Annotated in this window: 1 protein-coding gene; it reads left to right on the plus strand. The window is 67.9% G+C overall.

What is annotated here, in order from left to right; genetic code table 11:
- The coding region (locus ACXJKJ_RS30765) for a hypothetical protein (RefSeq protein ID WP_457395293.1) at positions 1 to 669 on the plus strand (669 nt) is incomplete at both ends.

The raw sequence follows: 669 nt of genomic DNA on the forward strand, positions 1-669 counted from the left end.
CTATCGGTCCCGCTACGGCAGCCGTCCTACGCGTTGAGAGCAGGGGGCTCGCCAACCATGTCCAGCCGGATTGCCACCACCATTCTGATCGGCCTGCTGCTGGCCGCGCCGTCGCTGTCGGCCCAGGCCCAGCGCGGCAAGAACGAGCCGAAAGCCAAGAAGCTTTACTGCTGGAACAAGGGCGCCGAGCGGATCTGCAGCGATACGCTGCCGCAGGACGCGGTCAACAGCGCGCGGGAGGAATTCAGCGCGGCCAGCGGGCTGCGACGTGGTGAGGTGGAGCGCACGTTGACCGAGGAAGAGCGCGCGGATGCGGCGGCGGTGGCCGCGCAGCGCCAGCTCGACCTGGCTGCGGAGGAAACCCGCAAGCGCACCGAGCAGGCGATGCTGTCCACCTACGAGAACGAAGATGACCTGCGCCGGGTGTTCACCGAGCGCACCGGCATCATCGACAACAACGTGCAGACCGCGCGCTACAACGTGGCCAGCCTGCGCGATGCACTGGTGAGCCTGCTGGGCACCGCCGGCGACCGCGAACTGGCTGGCAAGCCGGTGGCCGAGAAGCAGGCCCAGAGCATCCAGCAGCGTCACGCCGAACTGGTGGCGCAGCGGCGCATGCAGGCCTCCTTCGAAGCGCAGCGCAAGGCCTTGGATGTGGAAATCGAGGAG

It is taken from the genome of Roseateles sp. P5_E1, from assembly GCF_054049335.1.